Here is a 7,968-nt window from a genome sequence, read left to right as displayed (position 1 = left end):
ATAATGTTGCTTTAAAAAGTATATTATTTTTGGATTTTCCAGCCCCAGAGGAAACGCAGGAGTCTTCTATAAGCCATAGCGTACTCAACGCAGAAAATAAAATAATTAAAAAGATTCCCTTAGTCTTTATCAGTAGCATTTAATCTTTCTTTTAGATACTTTATTGAATTTTAGATATGACTGACCTTGCTGCTTTTTACAAAAAGTAACTACCCTTACAAAACGTAAATCGTATAAAATAAGGCATTGTTGATTTTCATTTGGGTGGTACATTATAAAATCAAGTTATCTTGAACATTATTTTGTACAGATTTTTATATATTAAAACTATCGTTTGCAGCGGTCATTATGAGCAGTTTGTTGGATATTTCCTGTCAACTGAAAAAGTTTTTTAAAAAGTATTTTTAAAATTTGAAACTTTTTATAATTTAAAGATATCGTATTTAGTTAGGAAAATTTCACTTTTTAAACATGTTTTTTTCTCATTTTTAATTCATCGTTTTATTTACCGTTAAAATATTACCGCCATGGGCGGTGGTATTATTTTGATGGCTATCTCATAACTTTATTTTATTGGAAGTACCAACTATAAGAAACTGTCACACGTTGTGTATAAATGCGGCTATCATTTAAACTAAATCCCAAAGTATCGTTTCAGCATGTTATTTTGGAAAGTGAAAATCTTAGTGGAAAATGATATCAGGATGTTCTGTGAATGGAATGCAATTGAAATTTTTGAGATGAATGTTCCAATAGATCATGTGGATTTAGTATGTTCTGCTGTCCCAAAGTTTCGATGTCGGAGTTGATGGAAACCCTCAAGGGAAAGCTGGCAATAAAACTATCTAAAACTTATCCGGAGTTCAAGCAAAAGCCTTATTGCGAAATCATTTTTGGTCTGGATGTTACATTGTTACAATAGTTGGCGATGCAACAATGTACCAAATGGCTTCTTTGCCGGGACCAATATTTTCCTCCTTCCTCCATTGCTATAATCCCCCATCCATCCATTTTTAAATTTAACTGCCTAACTTAGCCTGACTGAAATTTACAGGTTAATTATTGTACGAATGCATTGTTTTAATAAATCACTTTTATTGCTGTTGCTAACAGGTTGTCTATTGATGTCCTGCTCGCCTGATTTGCCAAAAGACGTGGCGGCAGCTTACAAAGAACTGCCCGATAAAATAGATTATAACCGCCTTGTAAAACCAGTGTTATCGGATAAATGCTTTAGTTGTCATGGGCCGGATAAGGCCAAACAAAAAGCTGGCCTGCGGCTCGACATTGCTTCTTTTGCTTACGCCGCCCTTCCCGAAAGTCCGGGTAAAGTAGCCATTGACCCCGGGAGTTTGCAGGGCAGTGAATTGTTTCACCGCATTGTGTCGGATGATCCGGAATACAAAATGCCTTCGTTAAAATCGCACCTGAGTTTATCGGCTAACGAAAAAGCCATTCTGATAAAGTGGATTGAACAGGGAGCTCAATACAAACCACATTGGGCTTTTGTAGCGCCGGAAAAACCGGTAGTTCCAGCAGCATCGGGTAAAGGATGGGCCATCAACCCCATTGATAATTTTATTGCCCAACGGCTTGATCAGGAAAAAATGAAACCATCGCAGCAAGTGGATAAAGCATTGCTGTTAAGAAGGCTTTCGCTTGATCTAACCGGGTTGCCACCTACTACAGAAGAACTGGATATATTTTTAAAAGATGCTGCTGCCAATGCCTACGAAAAACAGGTTGACCGCTTATTGCAATCGCCACACTATGGCGAAAAAATGGCGGTAGACTGGCTGGACCTTGCCCGCTTTGCAGATTCGCATGGCTATACCGTGGATGCGGTGAGGGATGCATCACCTTACCGGGATTGGGTGATTGGTGCGTTTAATAAAAACCTGCCTTATAATACATTTCTTCAGTGGCAACTGGCAGGTGATTTAATGCCACATCCTACCAAAGAAATGCTGATTGCCACAGCCTTTAACCGCATGCACCCCCAAAACCTGGAAGGCGGTATTATAGAAGATGAATTTAAAGCGGAGTATGTAGTGGACAGGGTAAATACTACCAGCATTGGTATGATGGGGCTTACGGCAGGCTGTGCCCGTTGCCACGATCATAAGTTTGATCCTATCTCCCAAAAAAATTATTATGAACTGTTTAGTTTTTTTAACAACGTAAAAGAAGCAGGGCAAATTTCTTTTGATGGCACTATGCCTTCCCCAACTATTTTGTTGCCCAATAAAGAAAAGGAAAATCTGCTGCGTTTTATCAATGATACCATTGCAATACAACAACAAATAATTACAGCGACTGCTGCCAATACATCTCCTGATTTTGATAAGTGGTTACTATCAAAAAATTATGCAGCCCTGCAACAACAAAAAATACCACAGGCAGGCTTACAGGGGCGCTATGTGTTTGATGATGGCTCTCTTAAAAACAGTGTATCTGGCAAACCTGCCGGTGGCATGAAAAGAGGGCTTGGCGCAGAAAAAGGTGAACCGCCGGTCTTTGAACGCAAAGACAACGGTAAGGCACTTGCGTTGGGCGGTGATGAATGGCTGGATGTTAAACCGGTAGGAGTATTTCGCAAGGCAGATCCTTTCACCGTTCACCTTGATATTTTTGTTCCGCAAAATTTTAAGGAGGGCGTTATTTTTCATAAATGCATTGCAGAGCGTTTGTACAATTACCGCGGCTATCACCTGTATTTTAAAAACGACCGGCTGGAAATGAACCTCTCCCATGCGGCGCCATCCAACGCCATTTCTAAAGTTACCAAAGCAGTTTTGCCAAGAGAAAAATGGATAGCTGTTACAGTAACCTATGATGGCAGTTCAAAAGCCGCAGGCGTAAAATTATACCTGGATGGAAATGAAGCCCCCATGGAAACCACCATGGATCAACTGGCGAAAGATATTTTAATCAATGGTGACAATCAGCCGGGGCTGCAAATTGGCGGGTGGGACAGAGGCCTTGGTTTTAAAGGCGGTAAGGTAGATGATATAACGGTGTATAACCGGGCACTTACTGGTTTTGAAATAAAAGTATTAGCCGGTCAGGCAAATTGGGCATCAGTTGCAGGTAAACTGCCGCAACAGTTATCGCTTGCAGAAACAACCATTTTAAAAGACTATTATTTATCTGCTGTAAACCCAGGCATACTTGCCCAAGAAAAGAAGTTACAGCAGTTGCGCAACCGGCTGGCAGACGCTACCGAAAATATTCCGGAGCTGATGGTGATGCAGGAAATGCCGCAGCCCCGCAAAACACATATATTATTAAGAGGCAATTATGATGCGCCGGGCGAAGAAGTTTCGCCCAATACACCGGCTGCTATTTTACCCTTTGCACCCAATTTACCCCGCAACCGTTATGGCCTGGCTTTGTGGATGACGGATGCCAAACATCCACTCACGGCAAGGGTAGCCGTTAACCGATACTGGCAAAACTTTTTTGGTACAGGGTTGGTAAAAACAAGCGAAGATTTTGGTAACCAGGGCGAGTTGCCGAGCCACCCGGAACTGCTCGATTGGCTGGCCGTAAATTTTATGGAATCTGGCTGGGACGTAAAAAAAATAAATAAGCTCATTGTACTATCTGCCACGTACCAGCAGTCGTCTGTAGCAACTGCGGAGCAAAAAGCCAAAGATCCTGCCAACCGTTTATTATCGCATGGTCCGGCAGTGAGGTTAAATGCAGAAATGATGCGGGACAATGCCTTGGTGGCCAGCGGTCTGTTGAACCCCATTATAGGGGGTAAAAGCGTAAAGCCATACCAGCCGCCGGGTTTGTGGGAAATTAACAATACCAGTTACCAGGCCGATTCTGGTACTGCTGTGTACCGGCGCAGTTTGTATGTAATTGTAAAACGCTCGGTACCCAACCCAACCTTATCAACTTTCGATGGAAGCTCAAGGAGTTATTGCATTATGCGGAGGCAGCAAACAAACACGCCCTTGCAGGCATTGGTACTGTTAAATGATCCCACTTTTGTAGAGGCTTGTAAAGTGTTGGGCGAACAACTCTCCAAAGAGCCAACCGTTGCCGAAGGCATCAAAAATATCTACCGAAAATTAACCGGCGTAGTGCCGGATGAAAAGGAATTATCCTTGCTGCAAAAACTGCAATCAACCGAACTGGAAAAATTTAAAAAAGATATACGTAAAGCAAAAGGCTGGTTAGCGGCAGGGCAATACTTGGTAGATAAGGATACAGATGCGGCCACGGTGGCAGCCAATGCTGTAGTGGCAAGTGTAATATTAAATTCAGATGCGACAATAACAAAAAGATAAGCTATGAGTGAACATCATCATGACCCGTTTAAACCACACTTGCCTGAACTGGAGCAATTGAAACGCAACTGGGACCGGCGTAATTTTCTTATCAAAACCTCTATGGGTATTGGTGCGGTGGCACTGGGTTCTTTGCTTGGCAATGGTTTGTTTGGAAAAACAAGTAAGGTTACAGCAACGGCTAATACAGGCACAGCCGACGAAAACCTGGAGGCAGAAATTTTACGAGCTATTCCGCATTTTGCTCCAAGGGCCAAAAGGGTTGTGTATCTTTTTATGGCTGGTGGCCCGTCGCAACTGGAGACTTTTGATTACAAACCAAAATTGGTTGATATGTTTGGTAAGCCGTTGCCGGATTCTGTGCGGCAGGGTCAGCGCTTAACGGGTATGAGCGCCAACCAAAGTATTTTACCTATTGTGCCTTCCATTTATAAATTTAACCAGCATGGGGCTTCGCAAACTTGGGTGAGCGAATTGTTGCCGCATACTGCTGAAGTGGTGGATGATTTGTGCATCATCAAAACCGTTCATTCAGAAGCCATCAATCATGACCCCGCCATTACTTTTTTTCAAACGGGTAACCAGTTGCCGGGGCGGCCTTCCATCGGTTCATGGATAAGTTATGGCCTTGGGTCAGACAATGAAAACCTGCCTTCGTTTATTGTACTGGTATCTAAAAATGCTGTAAAAGATCAGCCCTTGTATGCAAGGTTGTGGGGTAATGGATTCCTGGCTTCCGAATACCAGGGCGTGCAGTTCAGAGCCGGAAAAGATCCGGTATTATTTCTCGATAATCCGGAAGGGTACGATGGTACAGATAGAAAAGAAATGCTGGAATATCTTACCAAACTAAATAAATTTCAAAATGAAGTGAATGCCGATCCCGAAGTGGAGGCCCGCATTAAGCAATACGAAATGGCTTACCGTATGCAGACTTCGGTGCCCAAGGTAATGGATATTAGTGATGAGCCGCAGGAAGTGTTTGACCTGTATGGTCCGGATAGTAAGGACCCCGGCACTTTTGCTGCCAACTGTATATTGGCGAGAAAATTATTGGAAAAAGATGTAAAGTTTGTACAACTCTATCACCAGGGCTGGGATCACCATGGTGGCTTGCCAGCGGGTATGGCCAAACAATGCAAAGACACTGACCAGGCCACCGCGGCACTCATCAAAGATTTAAAAAGAAGAGGCCTGCTGGAAGATACGCTGGTGGTATGGGGCGGTGAATTTGGCCGTACTGTTTATTCGCAGGGAAAGTTAGCGGCAGATAATTATGGCCGGGATCATCACCCCCGTTGCTTTACTATGTGGATGGCCGGGGCTGGTGTAAAGCATGGCATTAGTTATGGTGAAACAGATGACTTTAGTTACAACATCATCAAAGACCCGGTGCATGTACACGATTTTCAGGCTACACTTTTAAACATCATGGGTATTGATCATGAAAGATTTACTTATAAATTTCAGGGTCGGCGGTTTAGGTTGACGGATGTGGAGGGAAAAGTAGTGAGGGATATTTTGAGTTAATTTTTAGTGGTTATTTGGCGGCTTCAAATAAGTTCCTGGTTTCTATTTTCTTTTTTATCTTGGTATAAAAAATAAAAAAAGTAAGGCCACGAATAAAAAGGCAGAAAAAGTATACTGGTTGCAGTTTAATAAATGAGAATAAAAAAGTTAACCAATATTAAATTGTGAACAATGAATATTTTGATCTTTTAGCTATAGGTTCACAATTACATAACCTAACAAAAAATATAACACACACTAAAAAAAAACTATGCTTTCCAGAAGAAATTTTATCAGGAATTCAACCATGGCTTCAGCCATTACGGTAGCCAAAACCAGCACCGCATTTTCGATATTGCACAAAGAACTTCTGCCAGAAGAACCGTTGATTGGCCATGGTGGATATAAATATAAAGTAGATAAGGGATGGGCAAAAATAAGCCCCAATACCAACCCGGTTTTTAACTGCCACGAAATGGTGCAGGATAGCAAAGGCCGGTTGATTATGCTGGGGGATGATACGCACAATAATATTTTAGTGTTTGACAAATCAGGTAAGTTATTGGATGCCTGGGGTACAGGATTTCCGGGTGGGCATGGCCTCACCATTTCAAAAGAAGGTGGCGAAGATTTTTTACTGATTGTGGATTGTGGCTGGTACCAGGATAGAACCGGCAACTGGAAAGCCCAGGCAGGCCAGGTGGTAAAAACAGATTTGAATGGCCGGGTGATTTTTTCTATTGGTCACCCACGTACCATTGGTATTTATAAAGATGATGAACCCTACATGCCCACGGAAACAGCCGTTGCACCCAATGGTGATATTTATCTGGCTGATGGCTATGGTTCAGATTACATCATTCAATACGATAGCAAGGGCAGGTACATCCGGCATTTTGGAGGCCATCATAATGCCAACCCCGAGCATAATTTATTGAATGCACATGGCGTGGCAATTGATATCAGAGATAAAAATAAACCTGCTCTAATCGTCACATCCAGAGAAGAAAATTGTTTTAAGATATTTTCAATGGACGGTAAATTTATACAACGGGTTGATACACCGGGCATGTATGTTTGCCGTGCTGTGCCAGATGGAGAAAATATTTATTCCGGCGTTTGCTGGTCGAAAGATGCTGCCGGAAATCACGATGGGGATAGTGGTTTTGTAACCATACTGGATGGCAAAAATCAGGTAGTGTCTAACCCCGGCGGTAATGCACCGGTGTATAAAAACAATGTGTTGCAACCCACGTTACAGGCACCTGAAAAAGTGTTTCAGCATTGCCATGATGTATGTGTGGATGAAGATAAAAACCTCTACATCTGCCAGTGGAATGCCAACCATACTACTCCTGTAAAATTAACCCGGGTTTAAATGATACTACTGGATATAACCACTTTTATGGGAAGGCTTCACCCGATGGTAGTACACCTGCCGATTGGTTTTTTATTGCTGGCAGTAGTGTTTGAATTATTGTCGTATGCGCCAAAATTCAGGTATCTTAAAACCGCTGTGCCCATTACTTTATTGTTTGGTTTTATTGCTGCAACAGCGGCCTGTTTACTGGGGTATTTATTATCCCTGTCGGGAGATTATGAATATGGGCAATTAAACCGGCATAAACTTACAGGAATTGCAGTTGCCATCCTCTCGGGTTTATTATTTTTATTCACCACAAAAAAACTAAGCAGCAGGTTAGTTGTTCCTGAAAAAATACTGTCGGTAGTTTTTGTGGGCTTGCTTTTTTTGATGACCTACACCGGCCACCAGGGAGGCAACCTTACACACGGCAGTGATTATTTATCAATGAATGTATTGCAAGGAGGAGAAAGAAAAAAGCCTGCCATTGTTGAAGAAGCTATGTTGTTTGAAGATGTGGTACAACCCATGCTGATACAACGTTGTGGACAATGTCATGCTGCCGGTAAATTGAAAGGGCAATTGTCGGTACAATCACTAACTGCTTTATTGAAAGGAGGTAAAAGCAGGGCTGCAGTAGTGGGAGGAAACTTACAGGAAAGTGAATTGTACCAGCGGGTAACCATGGATCATTCCAACGAAAAATTTATGCCGGCTGATGGAAAGACACCCTTTACAAAACAAGAAGTAGCCATCATAAAATGGTGGATAGAAAAAGGGAATGCAACTGCGGGT

5 protein-coding genes are annotated in these 7,968 nt (G+C 42.3%); all 5 read left to right on the top strand.

The annotated features are described in order from the left end of the window. Positions 1–638 precede the first annotated feature (638 nt). A complete protein-coding gene (locus H7254_RS21555) occupies positions 639–809 on the top strand; it encodes a transposase (RefSeq protein WP_367875456.1) in 171 nt (56 codons plus the stop codon). Positions 810–1,124: 315 nt separating this feature from the next. Further along, on the top strand, positions 1,125–4,301 hold the full coding sequence (locus tag H7254_RS18100) for a DUF1553 domain-containing protein (RefSeq protein ID WP_301934305.1): 3,177 nt from the start codon (positions 1,125–1,127) through the stop codon (positions 4,299–4,301). A gap of 3 nt (positions 4,302–4,304) precedes the next feature. Then, on the top strand, positions 4,305–5,831 hold the full coding sequence (locus H7254_RS18095) for a DUF1501 domain-containing protein (RefSeq protein WP_301934304.1): 1,527 nt from the start codon (positions 4,305–4,307) through the stop codon (positions 5,829–5,831). Between the two features lie 250 nt (positions 5,832–6,081). Beyond that, positions 6,082–7,188, top strand: a complete 1,107-nt coding sequence (locus tag H7254_RS18090; RefSeq protein WP_301934303.1) for a 6-bladed beta-propeller — start codon at positions 6,082–6,084, stop codon at positions 7,186–7,188. Continuing rightward, the coding region (locus H7254_RS18085) for a DUF2231 domain-containing protein (RefSeq protein WP_301934302.1) at positions 7,189–7,968 on the top strand (780 nt) is incomplete at its 3' end.

The sequence above is a fragment of the Ferruginibacter sp. genome, from assembly GCF_014377975.1.
Classification (GTDB): domain Bacteria; phylum Bacteroidota; class Bacteroidia; order Chitinophagales; family Chitinophagaceae; genus Ferruginibacter.
Note: the sequence above shows the minus strand (reverse complement) of the source record. Positions and strands in the feature narration are given on the sequence as shown.